Raw genomic sequence first — 21507 nt, 5'->3', positions numbered from 1 at the left:
CTGCTGAAAAGCGCGGCGCAGCAGGTTTGCAGCAGTCGGTCAGAGAAACAGCCCCGGCCCTGGACGGCTACCTTCGGGGAATTTGACGCCGACTTTGCGGATCTTGTTCCCCTCCATCGCCGCCACTGTCCAGAGCAGGCCCTGCCACTCGACCTGATCGCCGATCACCGGTTCACCGCCGATCTGCTGGGCGATAAAGCGGCCGAGCGCTTGCTGGCCGTTGATGTCAGCCAGTTTCAGGCCGTACAAGGCGGCAACCGCGGCGAGCTCGGCGTCGCCTTCGAGGACGAAGTCACCGAAGAAGCGCAGATCCTGGCCACGCTTCGGCGCCTGGCTGAACAGTTTGCCCAGGCCTGGCAGGTCGTGTTCGTGGCCCACCACGCAGAGCAGATCGCCAGCTTCGAGGCGGGTGCTGCCAGAGGGGTGGAGCAGTTCCTTGCCGCGAAACAACGCGGCAATGCGCGTGCCCTCGGGCATCTTCAGTTCACGCAGGGCGGCGCCGATGCACCACTTCTCCGCGCCCAGTCGGTAGATGAACAGTTCCCACTGGCTGGTCGGGTGCACGTCCAGGCCTGCGCGCGATACCGGTGCCGGCTCTGGCGGTACGGTGACGCGCATCAGCTTGGCGGCCCACGGCAGGCTGGTGCCCTGCAGCAGCAGGGAGACCAGGACGATGAAGAACGCCACATTGAAGAACAGTTGGGCATTCTCCAGGCCGGCCATCAGTGGGAACACCGCGAGAATGATCGGCACCGCGCCACGCAAGCCCACCCAGGCGATAAAGGCACGCTCGCGGTCATGGAAGCCTTTGAATGGCAGCAGGCCAATGAAAATCGACAGTGGCCGGGCGAACAGAATCATCCACAGGGCCAGGCCCAGCGCCGGCAGGGCAATCGGCAACAGTTCATGGGGGGTGACCAGCAGGCCGAGGACCAGGAACATGCCGATCTGCGCCAGCCAGGCCAGGCCGTCGAGCATGTGCAGGATGCCGTGACGTGAGCGGATCGGCCGATAGCCGAGCAGCAGACCGCACAGGTAGATGGCCAGAATGCCGCTGCCGCCGACGGCATTGGTGATGGCGAAAATGATCAAGCCGCCGCTGACCACCAGTAGGGGATAGAGGCCGTTGGCCAGCTCCATGCGATTGACCAGGTTGAGTAGCAGCCAGCCGCCGCCCAGGCCGAACAGCGCGCCTATGCCGAATTGCTCGAGCAGTTGCAGGAGCAGCGACCAGCTCAAGCCGTCCTGGCCGCTGCCAAGCATGGCGATCAGGGTTACGGTGAGGAACACCGCCATCGGGTCGTTACTGCCCGATTCGATTTCCAGGGTAGCGCTGACCCGTTCGTTCAGACCACGCCCGCCAAGCAGGCTGAATACCGCGGCGGCGTCGGTGGAGCCGACGATGGCGCCGATCAGCAAGCCTTCCATCCAGCTCAGGTTGAACAGCCAGGCGGCGGCCATGCCGGTCATCCCGGCGGTGATCAATACCCCCACCGTGGCCAGCGACAAGGAAGGCCACAGGGCTACGCGGAAACTGGAAACGCGAGTACGCATGCCGCCATCGAGCAGGATGATCGCCAGGGCCAGGTTGCCCACCAGATAGGCCAGTGGGTAGTTGTCGAAGAGGATGCCGCCAGGACCGTCGGTGCCGGCAAGCATGCCGACCGCGAGGAAAATCACAAGGATGGGAATGCCGAAGCGCGCGCCAAAGGCGCTGACCAGAATGCTCAAGGCCACCAGCAATGCACCGATCAAGAACAGATTATTGATGGCGCTGGCGTCCAAGGAGGTACTCCGGGCTAAAGGGCGACTGCATCGCTATGCATGGTGCGTGCCATGGATTCTAACCGCTGCCCAGGTCTGCCGGTCAAAAAAAACGCCCCGCGAAAGCGAGGCGTTGCTTGACTCACCCTGGCTATCTTAGAACCAGGCGTCCTGCATGCCTAGGCAAGTGTCGTCGCGGGTTTCGAGGATGGTCAGGTCGTGCTGGCAGCTCGGCACTTCCCAGGTCAGGAAGTAACGTGCGGCCTGCAGCTTGCCTCGGTAGAAGTCGGCGTCGGCCGGGTTGCCGGCCGCCAGGCCCTGCTCGGCCTTGATCGCCTGTTCCAGCCAGCGCCAGCCGATCACCATATGGCCGAAGACGTTCAGGTACAGCGCCGAGTTGGCCAGGCTCTGGTTGACCTTGCCGCTCATCAGGTCGCCGAGCAGCGCCAGGGTTACCGCCGACAGCCGTGCAAGCAGCTGCTCCAGCGGCTGGCGCAGGGCGTTCAGCGACTCGTATGTGCTGGCCTGCTGGCAGGTGTCCTGAATCAGCTTGACCAGCTGCTTGAGCGCCGCGCCGCCGTTCATCGACACCTTGCGCCCGAGCAGGTCGAGCGACTGGATACCGTGGGTGCCTTCGTGGATCGGGTTGAGGCGGTTGTCGCGGTAGTACTGCTCCACCGGGTAATCGCGGGTATAGCCGTGGCCGCCGAGGATCTGGATCGCCAGTTCGTTGGCCTTGAGGCAGAACTCCGAGGGCCAGGACTTGACGATGGGGGTGAGCAGATCCAGCAGCTCGAGGGCGGTGCGCCGTTGCTCCTCGGTTTCCAGGGTCTGGGTGTCGTCGAACAGCCGCGCGGCATACAGGCCAAGGTCGAAGGCGCCTTCGACATAGGCTTTCTGGGTCAGCAGCATGCGCCGCACGTCGGCGTGCTCGATGATCGCCACCTGGCTCGAGGTCGGATCCTTGCCATCCGGCAGGCGACCTTGTGGGCGCTGGCGGGCGTAGTCCAGCGAGTACAGGTAGCCGGCGTAGCCGAGCATCACCGCGCCCATGCCGACGCCGATGCGGGCCTCGTTCATCATCTGGAACATGTAGGCCAGGCCCTGGTGCGGCTTGCCCACCAGGTAGCCGACGCACTCGCCGTTATCGCCAAAGTTCAGCGCGGCGGAGGTGGTGCCACGCCAGCCCATCTTGTGGAACAGGCCGGCCAGCACCACGTCGTTGCGCTTGCCCAGGGAGCCATCATCGTTGATCAGGAACTTGGGCACGATAAACAGCGAGATGCCCTTCACTCCGGGCGGCGCGTCCGGCAGCTTGGCCAGGACCATGTGCACGATGTTCTCGCTCAGCGGATGGTCGCCGCCGGAGATGAAGATCTTGTTGCCCTTGATCCGATAGCTGCCGTCATCGGCAGGTTCGGCCTTGCTGCGCAGGTCCGACAGGGATGAGCCGGCGTGCGGCTCGGTCAGGGCCATGGTGCCGAAGAAGCGGCCGTCGATCATCGGCTGCAGGAAGCGCTGTTTCTGTTCCTCGCTGCCGAAACTTTCGATCAGGTTGGCCGCGCCCATGGTCAGGAAGGGGTAGGAGGTGGTGGCCGCGTTGGCCGACTGGAAGTGGGCGAAGCAGGCCTGCGACAGCAGGTTGGGCAACTGCATGCCACCGACGTCGAACTCGCGGGTGGCATTGAGGAAACCGGCCTCGAGGAAGGCGTCCACCGCCGGCTTGACCTCGGGGATCAGCACTGCGGCGCCGTCGACGTACTCGGGCTCGTGTTCGTCGTTCTTGCGGTTGTGCGGGGCGAACAGGTTTTCGGCGATGCTGCGTGCAGTGTCGATGGCCGCATCGAAGGTTTCGCGGCTGTGCTCGGCGAAGCGCTCGCGCTGGGTCAGGGCTTCGGCGTCCAGCACTTCGTAAAGCTCGAAGGCCAGGTTGCGGGAGCTGAGCAGGGACTCGGACATGGGTATACCTCCGGTTTGGATGCGCCGAGTCTAAGCAGCCGCGGGCGGTGCTCCCAGCACTATCAATAAGCGTGATAGCGGGCTGTAGGGCAGGGTTGCAGCTCCTCCAGCCTGGAGCAACGGCTAAAGTCACCGGCTACCGGGCCACAAAGCCTTTAGCCAGTTCCGCCGTCAGTTCGGCTGCGCCGATGTTCTTGCAGCCGCTGGCATTCTGTCCGGCCCAGAGCGGCGAGAAATCACCGCAGCCCTGACTCTCCGCCTTGGCGCGCAAGGGTGCGATGGCGGCCGTGGCCAAGGGAAAACCCGGGGCCGCCGGGCTGATCGGCCCCTGCTCACGCATTAGCCGGTTGACGATGCCCCGCGCCGGGCGGCCGCTGAACAGGTTGGTCAGCGCGGTATGCCGCGCCTGCGGACTCTGTAGGGCGGCGCGGTGGATGGCGCTGGTGCTCGCTTCCGGGCAACAGAGGTAGGCCGTGCCGATCTGCACCCCGGCCGCGCCCAGGGCCATGACCGCGCGCACGCCCCGGGCATCGGCAATGCCGCCCGCGGCAATCACCGGCAGTCGTACCGCGTCGACGATCTGCGGCAGCAGGGCGAAGGTGCCGCACTGGCGACTCAGGTCCATATCGAGAAAGTGGCCGCGATGGCCGCCGGCTTCCAGGCCCTGGGCGATGATCGCATCGGCGCCATGCTCCTCTAGCCAGAGCGCTTCCTCGACCGTGGTCGCCGAACTGAGCACTTTCGCCCCGCAGGCTTTGACGCGGGTCAGCAGCTCGGCGCTGGGCAGACCGAAATGGAAGCTGACCACGGCCGGGCGAAACTCATCCAGCAGATCCGCCATCTCGGCACTGAACGGCTGCCGGCCAGGGCCGCTGGCGATGCCTGCCGGGTCGATGCCCAGCTCGGCGTAGTAAGGCTGCAGCGCGCTGCGCCAGGCCGCTTCCTGCGGCGCATCGGCTTGCGCCGGGGGGTGGCAGAAGAAGTTGAGGTTGCAGGGCTTGGTGGTCTTGGCCGTCAGCGCCGTCAGCTCTGCGCGCAATCCGGCGGCATCGAGCATGGCGCAGGGCAGCGATCCCAGGCCGCCGGCATTCGACACGGCCACCGCCAGTGCATGATTCTGCACCCCGGCCATGGGGGCCTGGATCAAGGGCAGGTCGATACCCAGCAGTTGTTGCAGTGACATAAGGTTGCGCTCCATGCAGTTTCGCGGCGTCAGGAGGCATAACCATAGCCAGTTGTCGCTGGCCGTGGCCAGTGCAAATGCTGGCGGCCTGTTAAACTGTGCGGCCACAGGAGTCCGCCCATGAATTACCGTCACGCCTTCCATGCCGGCAACCATGCCGATGTGTTGAAACACGTTATCTTGAGTCGCCTGATCGCCCTGCTGTCACGCAAGGAGGCGCCCTTCGCCTACCTCGACAGCCACGCAGGCGTCGGTCTCTACGACCTCGCCGGGGATCAGGCCAACCGCACCGGCGAATGGCTGCAGGGCATCGCCCGGCTGTGGCAGGCCGAGGATGTGCCGGACCAACTGGTCGATTACCTGGAAGTCATTCGCGCCATGAACCCCGATGGCGTGCTGCGTCATTACCCCGGCTCGCCGGAGCTGGCGCGCATGCTGACGCGCGAGCAGGATCGCCTGCACCTCAACGAGAAGCACCCGGAAGACGGTCGCCTGCTCAAGGAAAACATGCATGGCGACCGCCGCGTTGCCGTGCACCTGGGTGAAGGCTGGCACGTGTCACGGGCCTTGCTGCCGACCCGCGAGAAGCGCGTGCTGCTGCTGATCGACCCACCGTTCGAACAGGCCGATGAGCCGGAGCGTTGCGTGCAGGCGCTGAACGAAGCCATTGGCCGGATGCGCCAGGCGGTGGTGGCGATCTGGTACCCGATCAAGGAACTGGGTCAGCTTCGGCGCTTCTACCGCGACCTGGAAAAGAGCAATGCGCCCAAGCTGCTGCGCATCGAACTCTATGTGCACCCCGCCGACGACGCGCAACGCCTGAACGGCTCCGGCCTGGTGATCAGCAATCCGCCCTGGGGTCTGGAGGACGAACTCAAGCAGATCCTGCCCTGGCTGACCACCTTGCTCGGGCAAAGCCAGGCCGGCTGGCGGATGGACTGGCTGATCGAGGAGCAAGCTGCAGGCGGTAAGCCTTAACGGCAGCGGCAAGCTTCAAGCCATAGGCTTCCAGCTGAACGCTTGACCGGCGCAGATCACCCCGCCCTGACAAGGCTGCAGCTGCCGGCTACGCCGGCAGGCACACGCCCGTGCCGCCCAGGCCACAGTAGCCGCCGGGGTTCTTTGCCAGGTACTGCTGGTGGTAGGCCTCGGCATAGTAGAAGGGTGGGGCTTCGGCGATCTCGGTGGTGATGGGGCCGAAGCCGGCCTGTTCCAGTTCGGCCTGGAATTGCGCCTGGCTGGCTTTGGCGGCGGCCAGTTGCTCAGGGGTATAGCAGTAGATGGCCGAGCGGTACTGGCTGCCGATGTCGTTGCCCTGGCGCATGCCCTGGGTGGGGTTGTGGGCTTCCCAGAACACCTTCAGCAGCGCCTCGTAACTGGTCTGTTGCGGGTCGAAGACCACCAGCACCGCTTCGGTATGGCCAGTCAGGCCGGAGCAGGTTTCCTCGTAGGTCGGGTTTGGCGTATGGCCGCCGGCATAGCCGACGGCGGTGGTCCACACGCCCGGTTGCTGCCAGAAACGTCGCTCGGCACCCCAGAAACAGCCAAGGGCGAATACCGCTTGCTGCATGCCGGCCGGGAAGGGCCCCAGCAGGGGGTGGCCGTTGACGTAATGGGCGTCCGGTACTGGCAGCGGCGTTTCACGACCGGGCAGCGCCTGCTCGGCGCTGGGCAGTTCGAGTTGGTGGGCAAGAATTTGCGAACGCAGAACCATGAACGAATTCCTCAACATAAGCGGGTGTATCGATAGACCGCGCGCATGCCGCGGCGTTACAGGTTGTGGCCGGAGCCGACTAGCGGCAGGGGTAGCGTTGCAGTCTTGCGATCAGCTCGCTTGCGGCAATCGGCCGGTCGAACAGGTAGCCCTGGCCGATATCGCAGTGCTGGCGCCGCAGGAAGCTGAGTTGCGCGGCGGTTTCGATGCCTTCGGCGACAACCTTGAGTTTCAGTTTATGCGCCATGGCGATCACTGCCGAGGTGATCTCCATGTCGTCCTGATCATCCGGGATGTCCTTGATGAAGCTGCGGTCGATCTTGATCACGTCGATGGGGTATTTCTTCAGGTAGCTGAGCGATGAATAACCGGTGCCGAAGTCGTCCATCGCCAGGCTCAGCCCCAGGCTCTTCAGGCGGCTGAGTTGGTGGCGGGTGTCGTCGGTGGCCTCCAGCAGCAGGCTTTCGGTCAACTCCAGCTCCAGCAAGGATGGCGCCAGCTGTTCCTCGTGCAGGATCGCGGCGATCGAGCCAACCAGGTCGGGGTCGGAGAACTGCTTGGGCGACAGGTTGATCGCCACCTGCAGGTTGCCCAGGCCGGCCGCGGTCAACTGCTTGCTCATGTGGCAGGCTTGGCGCACCACCCATTTGCCGATGGGGATGATCAGCCCGGTTTCCTCGGCCACGCCGATGAACTGGTCCGGCTGGATCATGCCTTTATCCGGATGGTGCCAGCGCAACAGCGCCTCCATGCCGGTCAACTGGCCAGTCTTCAGGCACAGTTTGGGTTGATAGAACACTTCCAGTTCGTTCTGGGTCAGCGCGCGGCGCAGGTTGTTTTCGACGAACAGTATGTAGTCGGCCTCGGCGTTCAGTACCTCGGTGAAGACCTGCAGCTGGTGCTTGCCGTTGGCCTTGGCCTTGTGCAGCGCCAGGCCGGCATGCTTCATCAGGGTTTGCGGATCCGCCCCGTGTTCAGGCGTACTGGCCACGCCCACCGAGCCGGTGACGCTGATCAATTGATTATCGACGAACAGTGGCTTGTCCAGGGTGTGCAGCACCTGGTGGGCCAGCTCTTGGGCGCCAGCCAGGTCGGCGGCATCCAGCAGGATGGCGAATTCGTTGCTGGCGAAGCGCGCGAGTATGCCGCTCGGAGCGAGGCTGTTGCGCAGGCGCCGGGCCAGGCTGATGAGCAGCTTGTCGCCGGTCTGATGGCCGAGGCTGTCGTTGATCCGCTTGAAATTGTCGATGTCCACCAGCAGCAGGCAGAACGGCTTGCCGTCAGCGCTGGCAAAGCGGTGTTCCAGGGCGCGAATGAAGGCGTAGCGATTACCCAGGCCGGTGAGGTTGTCGCTGTAGGCCAGGCGCTCGATGCGTTGCTGGGCCTGCTTGGTTTCGGTGATGTCTTCGTAGATGCCGATGTAGTGGGTCAGGGTGCCGTCATCGGCATGCACCTTGGAGATCGATAGCTGACCCCAGTAGGGGGCGAGGTTCTTGCGCCGGCTTTTGAACTCGCCTTGCCAGCTATTGTGTTCGCAGAGGCTGGTGGGGGCATCGAAGAGCAGTTCGCCGAGGTTCTCCAGGGCCGGCAGTTCCGACAGGCGACGGCCTTGCACTTCGGCGGAACTGTAGAGGGTGATGGCGGTGAAGCTCGGGTTGACGTACTCCACCAGCCCGTCGCGGTCGACCAGGATAAAGGCGCTGGCGCTCTGCTCGACCGCGCGCTTGAACAGGTGCAGCTCGCTGGTAGCGCTGCGCCGTTGCTGATGGCTCAGTACCTGTGCGTACTGATCGGCCAGTTCGCCGGCGAAGGCGATTTCGTCGGCCTGCCAGACGCGCCGAGAATCGGTGTGTTCCAGGCACAGTACGCCGACCACTTCACCGCCGACCCGGATACTGGCATCGAGCATGGTCGTGATGCCCATGGGTTGCAGGTAGCTGTTGCACAGTTCACGGGTACGCGGGTCGTGTAAAGCATCCTGGACATCGATCGCGCGGCCGCCTTGCAGTGCTTGCAGATAGTCGGGGCAGTCGTCGATTGCGATCGGCAGGGCGGTTTCATGGCAGTCGATGTCGTGGCGAAACAGGGCCGCGGGCTCAAGGCTGGTGCCATTCAGATTCCAAATGCTCGCCCGCGCGACCTTATAGAGGCTGCAGGCCGTGCGAGTGATCAATTCGGCGGCTTCACGTAGCGGATCACTGGTCATGTAACGCTGGCGCGCCAGGTGCACAATCAGGTTTTGCTGTGCGTGCGAGCGCTGCTGGCGCTCCTGAGCTTCAGCGATTGCCGCGGGCGCAGGTGAATCACTGCTGGCAGCGGTGGCTATCAGGTAGCCACGCAACAGATGCCGACCGTGTTGCTTGAACGGCTCGCCCATTTCCATCAGGTAGATAGGGCCGTGCGCGGTATGCAGGGTGTAATGCACCAGATAATGCGTTTGCTGCACCAGTTGCAGCTGAATGCTGTCATGCAGCCGATGGCGAGCTTCGGGCTCCATCAGGCTGGCATAGGGGGCGTCGAACAGTGCACAGAGTTCGCTGGCGGGAATGCCGAACTGGCGTTCGCAGGCCGGGTCGAGAAACAGCAAGGCCCAGCTGGCCTCGTTCAAACGCTCGAAGCGCAGCATGCCGAGCCTCGACGGCACTGGCAACTGTGTCACAACCTCGGATGCTAACCGGCTCATGGCATCGGGATGGCTTTTCATCAAGCGGTTGGCTTCCAGTATGCTGGCTGAGGCGAGGGTTAGGCCCACTTCACTATAGCGTCGAGTAAGGGTGCATCATGCATATGCGACTGACAAGAAAACTAATTCATACCGTGTGCTTGCTTGGCTGTCTGGTGGTCCCGCCGGCCTTGGCCAGCGAGCCGGCGGCGGGGTTGAGCAGCGCCGAACAGGCCGGTTATCTGGCCGGCTTGAAGCGCCTGTACCTGAGTCAGGACGAGCGCCAGGCATTGCTCTCGCACTGCAATGCGCTGCTGACCAGCTACGCCCTGCGCGCCGGCTATCAGGTGGGCCAGGCGCAACGTCAGGATCTGCTCTACCAGTTGCATCTTGGCGCGCCCGGTGAGCTGATCCTGCGCGAGGAGATTCGTGGGCAAGGCAGCGACATGGCTGTGCGCAACCAGCGCATCGCACTGTTCGGGGTCGATCCGTTTATCCGTTACGACTGCCCGTCCAGCGGCATCAGTTGCGTGCTGTTCAACCCGGTCGATGGCAGTCCGCTGCTGACCATCGTGCGCGATCACCAGGGGGCTGCCGAGCTGGCCAAGGCGCTGAGCTTTCTGATTCGCAAGGTACAGAAGGGCTGAGTGGCTGGGAAAAACGCTCGCCTACTGCCGCCGCCCCAGGCGAACGCTGCGGCGTTGCGCCTGGCGACGAGCTCGTGACGGCGCTCGATATTTGCTCTGCTTCTGCGAGGTCGAGGCGATGTGCCGTCCGCAAACTTTTCGACTATAGGTCGAGTCGGAGCTGGAAAATTCCGTTGCCCAGGGCGATGCTTTAAACAGACCCTTGCCAAGTGGGAGTGCATGCTGATGCTGGACGTCAATCCCGATACAGTTTGCCGACTGATTGCCCTCGCCCAGGTGTTCCATGCCAAAGAGGCGGTGGTTATTCCTGAAGAGCCGACCAGCCCCAGTGACGACTGGGCGATGCAGGTGCTCGCCGACCATGCGGATGACGAGGTATTCATCGAGTTCAAGTCGATCGTCGATGACCTGGAGCCTGACCAGCAGCAGCAGGTCGTGGCATTGCTCTGGTTGGGACGTGGCGACGGCACGCTGGAGGAATGGCCGGAATTGCTCGAGCAGGCGCAGGACGACTGGAATCCGAACACCGCCGAGTACCTGATCGCGCATCCCTTCCTCGCGGATCATCTGCGTGAAGCCCTGGATATGCAGGGTTACGTCTGCGAGTGAGCGCTATGGCAGCGCGCTTGGATCCGTTATGCCGCGCCGGGCGAGGGCGTAAAGCGAACCGCGCGCCTGACTGCTTGCGTCGCTGTCCAGTCTCCGATCCTGTTCCGCTGCGGCAAGTCGAATCTGCGGGGTGGGCTGAAGATGATCGCCGCCCAGTCTCCTGCGTTTTCCATCAACAGATAACGGCTACATAGGCAAAAAAAACCCCGCCAAACAGGACGGGGTTGAGGTACGAGCGTGGCGTGCTCGAAAATTGTCGCGAATTGCCGCTAAGTCTTACAGCAGCATGGTGCGGATATCTGCCAGCACATCACCGAGGCGCTTGGTAAAGCGAGCAGCAGCTGCGCCATTGATCACCCGGTGGTCGTAGGACAGCGACAGCGGCAGCATCAGCTTGGGCTGGAAGGCCTTGCCGTCCCAGACCGGCTGGATGGTGGCCTTGCTCACACCGAGAATCGCCACTTCAGGTGCATTGACGATCGGCGTGAAGCCGGTGCCGCCAATATGCCCAAGGCTGGAGATGGTGAAGCAGGCGCCCTGCATGTCATCGGCCGCGAGCTTCTTGGTGCGAGCCTTTTCCGCCAGTGCGGCGGCTTCGGCGGCCAGTTGCAGCAGGCTTTTCTGGTCGACGTTCTTGATTACCGGCACCAGCAAACCATCCGGGGTGTCCACGGCGAAGCCGATGTTCACGTATTTCTTGCGAATGATTGCCTTGCCGCTCGGCGCCAGCGAGCTGTTGAAGTCCGGCAGTTCCTTGAGCAGGAAGGCGCAGGCCTTGAGCAGCAGCGGCAGCACGGTGAGCTTGACCCCAGCTTTCTCAGCCACGGCTTTCTGCGCGACGCGGAAGGCTTCCAGCTCGGTGATGTCAGCCGAGTCGAACTGGGTCACATGCGGCACATTGAGCCAGCTGCGGTGCAGGTTGGCGGCGCCGACCTGCATCAGTCGGGTCATGGCCACTTCTTCGGTTTCGCCGAAGCGGCTGAAATCCACCACCGGGATCGGCGGGATGCCAGCACCGCCAGTGGCGCCGGCGGGAGCCTCCTTGGCCTTCTGCATCATCGCCTTGACGTGAACCTGCACGTCTTCCTTGAGGATCCGGCCTTTAGGGCCGCTGCCGGGAACGGCAGACAGTTCGACGCCGAAGTCGCGTGCCAGCTGGCGTACGGCCGGACCGGCATGCACCTTGTTGCCGCTGGCGACTGCAGGCGCGGCCGCAGCGCTGGCGGCGGCTGCCGCCAACTTGGCGATGGCGTTGACTTCGGCGACTACCGCCGGGTCGGCGCCAGCAGGGGTTTTATGCACCTCCGCCGATGGCGCTGCCGTCGGCGCTGCAGGCGCTGCGGCCCCAGCCACTTTCAACTTGAGGATCAGATCGCCGGTGCCAACGTCGGCGTCCAGCTTGACCTCGACACTTTCCACCACGCCGGCAGTCGGCGAGGGGATTTCCATGCTGGCCTTGTCGGATTCCAGGGTGATCAGCGACTGGTCGACTTCGACTGTGTCACCGGCCTTGACCAGGATCTCGATGACCTTGGCCGTGCCGGCCGAGCCGATGTCCGGGACATGGATGTCCTGCACGGACGACGCTGCAGGCGCTGCTGGTGCCGCTGCAGCTGGTGCCGGAGCGGCTGCCTTGGGGGCTTCGGCAGGCGTGGGCGCTGCTGCAGCCGGAGCTGCGACAGCGTCGCTGGCGCCTTCGACTTCCAGCTCGAGCAGCTCGTCGCCTTCTTTCAGGCGGTCGCCCAGTTTGACTTTCAGGCTCTTGATCACCCCGGCTTTTGGCGCCGGGATTTCCATGCTGGCCTTGTCCGATTCGAGGGTCAGTAGGCTCTGATCGGCTTCGATGCGATCGCCAACCTTGACGAACAACTCGATGACTTCGCCTTCACCACTGCCGATATCGGGTACGCGGATTAATTCGCTCACAGTGCGTCTCCTTAGCAGTCCAGTGGGTTGAGTTTTTCCGGGTTGATGTCGAACTTGGCGATGGCCTCGGCCACCACTTTAGGTTCGATATCACCACGGTCGGCGAGGGCTTCGAGGGCAGCCAGGACCACCCAGTTGCGATCCACTTCGAAGAAGTGGCGCAGTTTCTTGCGGCTGTCGCTGCGGCCGAAACCGTCGGTGCCCAGGACCTTGAATTCCTTGCTCGGTACCCACTGGCGAATCTGTTCGGCGAACAGTTTCATGTAGTCGGTGCTGGCGATGACCGGGCCCTGGCGGCCGCTCAGGCATTCTTCCACATAGGTCTGCTTGGGCTTCTGCTCCGGGTGCAGGCGGTTGTTGCGCTCCACGGCCAGGCCGTCGCGGCGCAGCTCGTTGAAGCTGGTGACGCTCCACACATCGGCGCCGACATTGAACTGCTCGCGGAGGATCTTCGCCGCCTCGCGCACTTCGCGCAGGATGGTGCCGCTGCCGAGCAGCTGCACGTGATGCGCGGCTTCCTTCTTGTCTTCTTCGAGCAGGTACATGCCCTTGATGATGCCACCCTCGACGCCGGCCGGCATGGCCGGCTGCTGGTAGGACTCGTTCATCACGGTGATGTAGTAGAAGACGTCCTGTTGCTGCTCGGTCATCTTCTTCATGCCGTCCTGGATGATAACCGCCAGCTCATAGCCGTAGGTTGGATCATAGGTACGGCAGTTGGGGATGGTCGCCGCCAGGATATGGCTGTGGCCGTCCTCGTGCTGCAGGCCTTCGCCGTTGAGCGTGGTGCGCCCGGCGGTGCCGCCGATCAGGAAGCCCCGGGTGCGGCTGTCGCCAGCGGCCCAGGCGAGGTCGCCGATACGCTGGAAGCCGAACATCGAGTAGAAGATGTAGAACGGCAGCATCGGCTGGTTATGGCTGGAGTACGAAGTACCGGCAGCGATGAAGGAGCTCATGGCGCCGGCTTCGTTGATGCCTTCCTCGAGGATCTGACCCTTCTTGTCCTCGCGGTAGAACATCACCTGGTCCTTGTCCACCGGCTCATACAGTTGGCCGACCGAGGAGTAGATGCCGAGCTGGCGGAACATGCCTTCCATACCGAAGGTACGGGCTTCGTCCGGGATGATCGGTACGATGCGCGAGCCGATGTCCTTGTCCTTGACCAGCTGCGCGAGTATGCGCACAAAGGCCATGGTGGTGGAGATTTCACGGTCGCCCGAGCCGTCGAGGATGGCCTTGAGGGTCTCCAGCGGTGGGGTCGGGATGCTGAAGCTCTTGGCCCGACGCTGCGGCACGAAACCGCCGAGGGCGGTGCGGCGCTCGCTCAGGTAGCGGGCCTCGGCGCTGCCGGGCTCCGGCTTGAGGAACGGCAGGTTTTCCAGCTCCTCGTCTTTGACCGGGATGTCGAAGCGGTCGCGGAACAGCTTGAGGCTGGCCACGTCGACCTTCTTGGTGTTGTGCGCGGTGTTCTTCGCTTCGCCCGCCCCGGTGCCATAACCCTTGACGGTCTTGGCCAGGATCACGGTCGGCTGCTCTTTGTGGTTGACCGCCTGGTGGTAGGCCGCATAGACCTTGTAGGGGTCGTGGCCGCCACGGTTGAGTTTCCAGATCTCGTCGTCGGAGAGGTCTTCGACCATCGCCTTGAGTTCGGGGCTGTTGAAGAAGTGCTCACGGACGAACGCGCCGTCCTTGGCCTTGTAGTTCTGGTACTCGCCGTCGATCACTTCGTCCATCCGGCGTTGCAGGATACCGTGGGTGTCCTTGGCCAGGAGCGGATCCCAGAAGCGACCCCAGACCACCTTGTTGACGTTCCAGCCACCGCCGCGAAACACGCCTTCGAGTTCCTGGATGATCTTGCCATTGCCGCGTACCGGGCCGTCGAGGCGCTGCAGGTTGCAGTTGATGACGAAGATCAGGTTGTCCAGCTTCTCGCGGCCGGCCAGGGAAATGGCACCGAGGGATTCCGGCTCGTCGCACTCGCCGTCGCCCATAAAGCACCAGACCTTCTGCTTGCCGGCCGGAATAAAGCCGCGCGCTTCCAGGTACTTCATGAAGCGGGCCTGGTAGATCGCCTGGATCGGGCCCAGGCCCATGGATACGGTGGGGAACTGCCAGAAGTCGGGCATCAGCCAGGGGTGCGGATAGGACGACAGGCCTTGGCCATCGACTTCCTGGCGGAAGTTGTTCATCTGCTCTTCGCTGATCCGGCCTTCCATAAAGGCGCGGGCGTAGACGCCGGGGGAGGCGTGGCCCTGGAAGAAGATCAGGTCGCCGCCGTGCTCCTCGGTGGGAGCCTGGAAGAAGTAGTTGAAGCCGATGTCGTACAGGGTCGCCGAGGAGGCGAAACTGGAAATGTGGCCACCCAGGTCTGAATCTTTCAGGTTGGTGCGCATCACCATGGCCAGGGCGTTCCAGCGTACCAGCGAGCGAATGCGGCGTTCCATGAACAGGTCGCCAGGCATGCGTGCTTCGTGGGTTACCGGGATGGTGTTGCGGTACGGCGTGGTGATCGCATAGGGCAACTGGGAACCACTGCGGGTGGCCAGTTCGCCCAAGCGAGTCATCAGATAATGGGCGCGGTCTTCGCCTTCCTTGTCGAGAACAGACTCAAGGGCGTCCAGCCATTCCTGGGTTTCGACGGGATCGAGGTCTTGCATGGCTTGCTCCAGGGCGGAAAGGCTTCCAGAATCGGAGGCCAGGATTCGTGACCGGCTTTGTGGGCGGGCACGTAAATTCTTGGATGTACCGGGGATAGGACCGGCTCCGTGTAGTTTTACTACATATCGACGCCGATTTCAGCTCTTTGGATACAATCTTTCGTAGCAAAACTACAATTTTTTTGTCTGTTTGTTACGCGCGCCGCGTCAAGCGAGAGGGTTTCCGGCTTTCCGCGTGTCACTTGCAGTCCGCCAAAAAGGATAGACCATGAGCCTGCCCACGTTGGCTTCTTTACCTGCTGCTCTTGCTCCCCTGGCCCTGCGTGCCGAACAGTCCTTGCAGGTGGCTTTCGCCGAGTGCTGCGCTGCTGCCGTGGCCGATTTTGCCGCCTGGCCGAGCGCGCGTCGCGAGGTGCTCCGGCGCGTGGCGGCGGCCAGCGATTTTGTCGTCGAGCAAGCCCAGCGCGATCCGCAGATGTTCCTCGGCTTGGCCGCCTGCGGCGAGTTGGAACGCCCGCTGCAGGCCGGCGAGCTGCGTGGCCAGCTGGCGGCCGCGTTGCTCGATTGTGCCGATGAAGACGATCTGGGCCGGCGCCTGCGGCGTTTTCGCAATCGCCAGCAGGTGCGCATCATCTGGCGCGACGTCAGTCGGCAAGCCGACCTGATCGAAACCTGCCGCGACCTTTCGGCGCTGGCCGACGCCTGCATCGATCTGGCCTATCACTGGCTTTATCCTCGGCATTGCACGCAGTTCGGCACGCCCATCGGGCGGCGTAGCGGTCAGGCGCAGCACATGGTAGTGCTCGGCATGGGCAAGCTGGGCGCCTTTGAATTGAACCTGTCTTCGGATATCGACCTGATCTTCGGCTATCCGGAGGGTGGCGAGACCGAAGGGGTCAAGCGGCCGCTGGACAACCAGGAGTTCTTCATTCGCCTCGGTCAGCGCCTGATCAAGGCGCTCGACGTGATCACGGTCGACGGTTTCGTCTTTCGCACCGACATGCGCCTGCGCCCCTATGGCTCCTCGGGTTCGCTGGTGTTCAGCTTCAATGCGCTGGAGCAGTACTACCAGGATCAGGGTCGCGACTGGGAGCGCTATGCGATGATCAAGGCGCGGGTGGTCGGCGGCGATCAGGTCGCCGGGGCGCAGTTGCTGGAGATGCTGCGGCCCTTCGTCTATCGGCGTTACCTGGATTTTTCCGCGATCGAAGCGCTGCGCACCATGAAGCAGCTGATCCAGCAGGAAGTGCGGCGCAAGGGCGTGGCCGAGAACATCAAGCTCGGTGCCGGCGGTATTCGCGAGGTGGAGTTCATCGCCCAGGCCTTCCAGTTGATTCACGGCGGTCGCGACCTGAGCCTGCAGCAGCGGCCGCTGTTGCAGGTGCTCGGCACGCTTGAAGGGCAGGGCTATCTGCCGGCCGCGGTAGTCGACGAATTGCGCCAGGGCTACGAGTTCCTGCGCTACACCGAGCATGCCCTGCAGGCGATCGGCGACCGGCAGACGCAGATGCTGCCCGATAACGACCAGGATCGAGCGCGCGTGGCCTTTATGCTCGGCTTCGATGACTGGCAGGCGTTTCACCAGCAATTGATGCACTGGCGTGGTCGGGTCGACTGGCATTTCCGCCAGGTGATCGCCGACCCGGATGAGGATGCCGCAACCGCCGATGATGAAGTGGTCGGCGGGGAGTGGCTGCCGCTGTGGGGCGATCTCCAGGACGAGGCGGCGGCCTGCCGGCAGCTGGCCGAAGCAGGGTTCGCCGAGGCACAGTCGGCGTGGCGGCGCCTGGCCGGCTTGCGCAACGGCAATCAGGTGCGGGCGATGCAGCGTCTCGGCCGTGAGCGCCTGGATGCCTTCATGCCGCGACTGCTGGCGCAGGCGGTGGAGCACGACAACCCGGATCTGGTCCTGGAACGGGTGCTGCCGCTGATCGAAGCGGTGGCGCGGCGCTCGGCCTACCTGGTGCTGCTGACGGAAAATCCAGGCGCCTTGCAGCGTCTGCTGACCCTGTGCGCCGCCAGCCCCTGGATCGCCGAGCAGATTACCCGCTTTCCTTTATTGCTCGACGAGTTGCTCAACGAGGGGCGCCTGTTCAAGCCGCCGCTGGCGCCGGAGCTGGCCGCCGAGCTGCGTGAGCGGTTGATGCGCATCCCCGAGGATGACCTTGAGCAGCAGATGGAGGCGCTACGTCACTTCAAGCTGGCTCACCGCTTGCGCGTGGCTGCGTCGGAAATCGCCGGCACCCTGCCGCTGATGAAGGTCAGTGATTACCTGACCTGGTTGGCCGAGGCGATCCTCGATCAGGTACTGGCCCTGGCCTGGCGGCATACCACCAGTAAATACGGCGTGCCGCAGCGTGCCGATGGCAGTCCGTGCGATCCGGACTTCATCATCGTCGGTTACGGCAAGGTTGGCGGCATCGAGCTGGGGCATGGCTCGGATCTGGATCTGGTGTTCATCCATGATGGCGATCCCCAGGCCGAGACCAATGGCGCCAAGCCGATCGACGGCGCGCAGTTCTTCAATCGCCTGGGGCAGCGCATCATCCACCTGCTGACCACCCAGACCAACTCCGGCCAGCTCTACGAAGTCGACATGCGCCTGCGCCCCTCGGGGGTGGCGGGTCTGCTGGTCAGTTCGCTGGGCGCCTTCCAGCGCTATCAGGAAAACGAAGCCTGGACCTGGGAACACCAGGCCCTGGTGCGCGCCCGCGTGCTGGTCGGTTGCCCGCGGGTCGGCAAGGCGTTCGAGGCGGTGCGCGCGGCGGTACTCGGCCGTGAGCGTGACCTTGATCGGCTGCGCGCGGAGGTCAGCGAGATGCGCACGAAGATGCGCGACAACCTCGGTACTCGCGCTACGGCTGCCGGTACCGCGGCGAATGCCTTCGAGGCCTCGGTCTGGTTCGACCTCAAGCAGGATGCCGGTGGTATCGTCGATATTGAATTTATGGTGCAATACGCGGCCTTGGCTTGGTCGCGACAATATCCCGAGCTGTTGGAATTCACCGATAACATCCGCATCCTGGAAGGTCTGGAGCGTCTCGGCTTGTTGACTGCCGAGCAGGCCCGCCTGCTGCAAGAGGCCTACAAGGTCTACCGCGCGGCAGCCCATCGCCAGGCACTGCAAAAGCAGCCCGGGGTGGTACGCGGCGATCAGTTCCAGGAGCAAAGACGCAGCGTGCTGCGCATCTGGCGGGAGCTGGGATTGAACTGAATGGTGTATAGGCTGGCCGGCGCGCAGCGCACCGGCGACTAAGTACGAATCGAATTTGAGGAGCAGGCAACTATGTCGATGGCCGATCGTGATGGCGTGATTTGGTATGACGGCAAACTGGTGCCGTGGCGTGATGCGACCACCCATGTGCTGACCCACACCCTGCATTACGGCATGGGTGTATTCGAAGGCGTGCGTGCCTACGACACCCCGGACGGCGCGGCAATCTTCCGCCTGCAAGCGCACACCGATCGCCTGTTCGACTCGGCGCACATCATGAATATGCAGATCCCGTTCAGCAAAGACGAGATCAACGAGGCGACCCGCGCCGCGGTGCGCGAGAACAACCTGGACAGCGCCTATATCCGCCCCATGGTGTTCTACGGATCGGAAGGCATGGGGCTGCGTGCCAGCGGTCTGAAGGTGCATGTGATAGTCGCGGCCTGGAACTGGGGCGCCTACATGGGCGATGAAGCCCTGCAGGTCGGCATCAAGGTGCGCACCAGCTCCTTCACTCGCCACCATGTCAACATCTCGATGACGCGGGCTAAGGCCAACGGCAACTACATCAACTCGATGCTGGCCCTGCAGGAAGCCATCTCCGGCGGCGCCGACGAGGCCATGCTGCTGGATACCGAAGGCTATGTGGCCGAAGGCTCGGGCGAGAATATCTTCCTGGTCAAGAACGGCGTGGTCTACACCCCGGAAGTGACCTCCTGTCTCAACGGCATCACCCGCAGCACCATCCTGACCCTGGCCGCCGAGCTGGGCATCCCGGTGATCGAGAAGCGCATCACCCGCGACGAGGTATACATCGCCGACGAGGCCTTCTTCACCGGCACCGCCGCCGAAGTCACGCCGATCCGCAACGTCGATGACCGCCAGATCGGCGCCGGCCGCCGTGGTCCGGTGACCGAGAAACTGCAAAAAGCCTATTTCGACCTGGTGGCCGGCAAGACCAGCAACCATGCCGAATGGCGCACGCTGGTTAAATAGGCAGCAAGCCGCAAGTAGCAAGCTGCAAGCGCCCCGGCTGCTTTAGCTTGCAGCTTGCAGCTTGCGGCATGAGGCTGCCCCTATGAATATTCTGATTGTCGGCCCTAGCTGGGTCGGTGACATGGTGATGGCGCAGACGCTGTTTCAGTGCCTGCAGCAGCGTCATCCTGGGTGCGCGATCGACGTGCTGGCGCCCGAGTGGAGCCGGCCGATTCTCGAGCGCATGCCCGAAGTGCGCCAGGCCCTGAGCTTTCCGCTCGGCCATGGCGTGTTGCAGCTGGCGACCCGGCGCAAGATCGGCAAATCCCTGGCGGGTCAGTACGATCAGGCGATTCTGTTGCCCAATTCGCTGAAGTCCGCACTGGTGCCGTTCTTTGCCGGTATCGCCACGCGCACCGGCTGGAAGGGCGAGATGCGCTATGGCCTGCTCAACGATGTGCGCATCCTGGATAAAGAACGCTACCCGCTGATGATCGAACGCTTCATGGCCCTGGCCTATGAGCCGGGGGCCGAGCTGACCAGGCCTTATCCGCGGCCGTCCCTGCATATCGACGCAAGCAGTCGCGCCGCGGCACTGGCCAGGTTCGGCCTGAGCCTGGATCGGCCGGTGCTGGCGCTCTGCCCAGGTGCCGAGTTCGGCGAGGCCAAGCGCTGGCCGAGCGAGCATTACGCCCAGGTCGCCGAGGCGAAGATCCGCTGTGGCTGGCAGGTCTGGCTGTTTGGCTCGAAGAACGATCACCCGGTGGGTGAGGAAATCCGCTCGCGGCTGATCCCCGGGCTGCGCGAGGAGGCGGTGAATCTGGCCGGCGAGACCAGCCTGGCTGAAGCCATCGACCTGCTGTCCTGTGCGGGCGCCGTGGTCTCCAATGACTCGGGCTTGATGCATGTGGCCGCCGCGTTGAACCGCCCGCTGGTGGCGGTCTACGGCTCCACTTCGCCACAGTTCACCCCGCCGCTGGCCGAGCAGGTGGAGATCGTCCGGCTGGGCATCGAATGCAGTCCCTGCTTCGACCGCACCTGCCGCTTCGGCCACTACAACTGCCTGCGTGAGTTGCCGGCGCGGCCGGTGCTGCAGGCGCTGGATCGCCTGGTGGCCGATCCGGTCGAGCCGGTTGAGGTCGAATAGTGCGGGTTCTGTTGATCAAGACGTCCTCGCTGGGCGATGTCATCCATACCTTGCCGGCGCTCACCGACGCGGCGCGGGCGATACCCGGTATCCAGTTCGACTGGGTGGTGGAAGAGGGCTTCGCCGAGATTCCGGCCTGGCACCCCGCCGTGGCCCAGGTGATCCCGGTGGCGATCCGCCGTTGGCGCAAGCACCTCTGGCAGACCCTGAAAAATGGCGAATGGCGGCGCTTCAAGGCGCGCCTGGGTGAAGCCCGTTACGACCTGGTGATCGATGCCCAGGGCTTGCTGAAGAGTGCCTGGCTGAGCCGTTACGTCAAGGCGCCGGTGGCGGGCTTGGGGCCGGACTCCGCGCGCGAGCCGATCGCCAGCCGCTTCTATGACCGCCGCTACAGTGTGCCGCGCGAGCAGCATGCGCTGGAGCGGGTGCGGCAGTTGTTCGCCCAGGCGCTGGGCTATCCGCTGCCAGCGGGTATTGGCGACTATGGGCTCAATCGCGAGCGCCTGGCCGGCGCGGTGGAGCAGCCTTATCTGCTGTTCCTGCACGGCACCACCTGGGCGAGCAAGCATTGGCCGGAAGCCTGCTGGCGCGAACTGGCCGAACGCATGAACGCGCTCGGCTGGGCGGTGCGCCTGCCGTGGGGTAACGAGGTCGAAAAGGCACGCGCCGAGCGCATCGTCGCCGGCCTGAACAATGCCGCGTTGCTGCCCAAATTGAATCTGGCCGGCGTGGCCAAGGTCATTGCCGGTGCCAGCGCTTGCGTGGCAGTCGACACCGGGCTCGGTCATCTGGCCGCGGCCCTGGATGTCCCGACCATCTCGCTCTACGGACCGACCTTGCCGGGGCGGGTAGGGGCCTATGGCCGTTCCCAGGTTCACCTGTGCGCCACGGGTCCGGGTGCCGGTTCGGGCGACCGCAACACGCCCTGTTTCGAGACGCTGTTGCCGGAACGGGTGGTCAGCGAGTTGCAGGCGTTGCTGCTGGCTGAGGACACCGTCTGATGCGAGTGCCGAGTATTTTTCCCGGGTTGCATCCGGGCTACGCGATTGA

At 63.8% G+C, this 21507-nt stretch carries 14 protein-coding genes; 7 read left to right on the top strand and 7 right to left on the bottom strand.

Features of this window, described 5'->3' with window-relative positions:
* Window positions 1-39: 39 nt before the first annotated feature.
* The 3 genes from LJY18_RS03120 to LJY18_RS03110 all read right to left on the bottom strand — a co-directional run bounded on the left by LJY18_RS03120 (window position 40) and on the right by LJY18_RS03110 (window position 4906).
* Window positions 40-1785 carry a potassium/proton antiporter gene (locus LJY18_RS03120; RefSeq protein WP_238040331.1) on the bottom strand — a complete coding sequence of 582 codons (1746 nt, stop codon included), beginning with the start codon at window positions 1783-1785 and terminating at the stop codon, window positions 40-42.
* 135 nt (window positions 1786-1920) lie between these two features.
* Window positions 1921-3723, bottom strand: coding sequence for an acyl-CoA dehydrogenase (locus LJY18_RS03115; protein WP_238040330.1), 1803 nt, complete (start codon window positions 3721-3723; stop codon window positions 1921-1923).
* Window positions 3724-3859: 136 nt separating this feature from the next.
* Window positions 3860-4906 carry an NAD(P)H-dependent flavin oxidoreductase gene (locus LJY18_RS03110; RefSeq protein WP_238040329.1) on the bottom strand — a complete coding sequence of 349 codons (1047 nt, stop codon included), beginning with the start codon at window positions 4904-4906 and terminating at the stop codon, window positions 3860-3862.
* A 120-nt stretch (window positions 4907-5026) separates the two neighbouring features.
* On the opposite strand from LJY18_RS03110, the gene LJY18_RS03105 reads away from it, so the two are divergent.
* Entirely contained in the window at window positions 5027-5884 is an 858-nt protein-coding gene (locus tag LJY18_RS03105) for a 23S rRNA (adenine(2030)-N(6))-methyltransferase RlmJ (protein WP_238040328.1), read from the top strand.
* 88 nt (window positions 5885-5972) lie between these two features.
* Here LJY18_RS03105 and msrA read toward each other — a convergent pair whose 3' ends face one another.
* Together msrA and LJY18_RS03095 are read right to left on the bottom strand one after the other, a co-directional pair.
* Window positions 5973-6620 (bottom strand): peptide-methionine (S)-S-oxide reductase MsrA, encoded by a 648-nt coding sequence (gene msrA / locus LJY18_RS03100; protein WP_238040327.1) that lies wholly within the window; start codon window positions 6618-6620, stop codon window positions 5973-5975.
* 79 nt (window positions 6621-6699) lie between these two features.
* Window positions 6700-9324: a putative bifunctional diguanylate cyclase/phosphodiesterase gene (locus tag LJY18_RS03095; protein WP_238040326.1), complete on the bottom strand. Its 2625-nt coding sequence runs from the start codon at window positions 9322-9324 to the stop codon at window positions 6700-6702.
* A 77-nt stretch (window positions 9325-9401) separates the two neighbouring features.
* On the opposite strand from LJY18_RS03095, the gene LJY18_RS03090 reads away from it, so the two are divergent.
* Window positions 9402-9929, top strand: a complete 528-nt coding sequence (locus tag LJY18_RS03090; RefSeq protein WP_238040325.1) for a hypothetical protein — start codon at window positions 9402-9404, stop codon at window positions 9927-9929.
* Window positions 9930-10148: 219 nt separating this feature from the next.
* A complete protein-coding gene (locus LJY18_RS03085; RefSeq protein WP_238040324.1) occupies window positions 10149-10538 on the top strand; it encodes a DUF3775 domain-containing protein in 390 nt (129 codons plus the stop codon).
* A gap of 276 nt (window positions 10539-10814) precedes the next feature.
* Here LJY18_RS03085 and aceF read toward each other — a convergent pair whose 3' ends face one another.
* Together aceF and aceE are read right to left on the bottom strand one after the other, a co-directional pair.
* Window positions 10815-12464 (bottom strand): dihydrolipoyllysine-residue acetyltransferase, encoded by a 1650-nt coding sequence (gene aceF / locus LJY18_RS03080; protein WP_238040323.1) that lies wholly within the window; start codon window positions 12462-12464, stop codon window positions 10815-10817.
* Between the two features lie 11 nt (window positions 12465-12475).
* Window positions 12476-15121: a pyruvate dehydrogenase (acetyl-transferring), homodimeric type gene (gene aceE / locus LJY18_RS03075; protein ID WP_238040322.1), complete on the bottom strand. Its 2646-nt coding sequence runs from the start codon at window positions 15119-15121 to the stop codon at window positions 12476-12478.
* 268 nt (window positions 15122-15389) lie between these two features.
* On the opposite strand from aceE, the gene glnE reads away from it, so the two are divergent.
* The 4 genes from glnE to waaC all read left to right on the top strand — a co-directional run bounded on the left by glnE (window position 15390) and on the right by waaC (window position 21458).
* Entirely contained in the window at window positions 15390-18335 is a 2946-nt protein-coding gene (glnE, locus tag LJY18_RS03070; RefSeq protein WP_238040321.1) for a bifunctional [glutamate--ammonia ligase]-adenylyl-L-tyrosine phosphorylase/[glutamate--ammonia-ligase] adenylyltransferase, read from the top strand.
* A gap of 72 nt (window positions 18336-18407) precedes the next feature.
* On the top strand, window positions 18408-19331 hold the full coding sequence (locus LJY18_RS03065; protein WP_238040320.1) for a branched-chain amino acid transaminase: 924 nt from the start codon (window positions 18408-18410) through the stop codon (window positions 19329-19331).
* An 82-nt stretch (window positions 19332-19413) separates the two neighbouring features.
* Window positions 19414-20457, top strand: a complete 1044-nt coding sequence (gene waaF, locus LJY18_RS03060) for a lipopolysaccharide heptosyltransferase II (RefSeq protein WP_238040319.1) — start codon at window positions 19414-19416, stop codon at window positions 20455-20457.
* Complete coding sequence (waaC, locus tag LJY18_RS03055) at window positions 20457-21458, top strand: lipopolysaccharide heptosyltransferase I (protein ID WP_238040318.1); 1002 nt, start codon at window positions 20457-20459, stop codon at window positions 21456-21458. The genes waaF and waaC overlap by 1 nt, the downstream gene beginning before the upstream one ends.
* The last annotated feature ends 49 nt before the right edge of the window (window positions 21459-21507 follow it).

Source organism: Pseudomonas sp. MMS21 TM103, assembly GCF_022132145.1.
GTDB lineage: Bacteria > Pseudomonadota > Gammaproteobacteria > Pseudomonadales > Pseudomonadaceae > Aquipseudomonas.
The sequence above is the reverse complement of the archived record's forward strand: the minus strand, read 5'-3'. Positions and strand labels throughout refer to the sequence as shown.